The 578-nt window shown below is 61.8% G+C and carries 1 pseudogene; it reads left to right on the top strand.

Annotated elements, in window-relative coordinates:
- Positions 1–578, top strand: a pseudogene (locus ABWU19_RS15040) (transposase); the annotation flags it as partial.

Raw genomic sequence — 578 nt, 5'->3', positions numbered from 1 at the left:
GCGTCGTCCTCACCATCTGGATTCTGGCCGCCCTGGCTTTCGCTGGAAAGCACAAGCACGCCCTGATCTATGCCAAAGAGCAGGGTCTTTTCAGCTACATCCCCTCCCCCAGCCGCTTCAGCCGACGGCTGCACAGCCTGGCCCACTGGATACCGCTGCTATTGTCCCTGAGCAAGACTTTATGGGAGCAGCTAAGCTCAGTGGAGCACTACATCCTCGACACCTTACCCCTGCCGGTCTGTGAAAACATCCGCGCGCCCCGTTGCCGCCTGGCCCCAGCCCGCGTATACCGGGGCTACATTCCCAGCAAACGCAGCTACTTCCACGGACTCAAGCTCCACCTGGTCTGCACGGATAACCAGTGGATCAGCGAAGTTCTCCTCACCCCTGGCGCTACCGCGGACGTGGAGGGGTTGTATCGGCTGCCGCTGGACTTGCCGCAGGGAAGCGAGCTGTACGTGGATCGGGGGTACACCGACTATCAGGCCGAAGATGACCTGGCCATGGCTGAGGGCATCCGGCTGCGCCCATCCGCAAGGGGAACTCCAAGCGCTACCACCCACCCGGTCAGTTCATAG

This window comes from Meiothermus cerbereus (assembly GCF_051297115.1).
Taxonomy (GTDB): domain Bacteria; phylum Deinococcota; class Deinococci; order Deinococcales; family Thermaceae; genus Meiothermus; species Meiothermus cerbereus_A.
The sequence above is the reverse complement of the archived record's forward strand: the minus strand, read 5'-3'. Positions and strand labels throughout refer to the sequence as shown.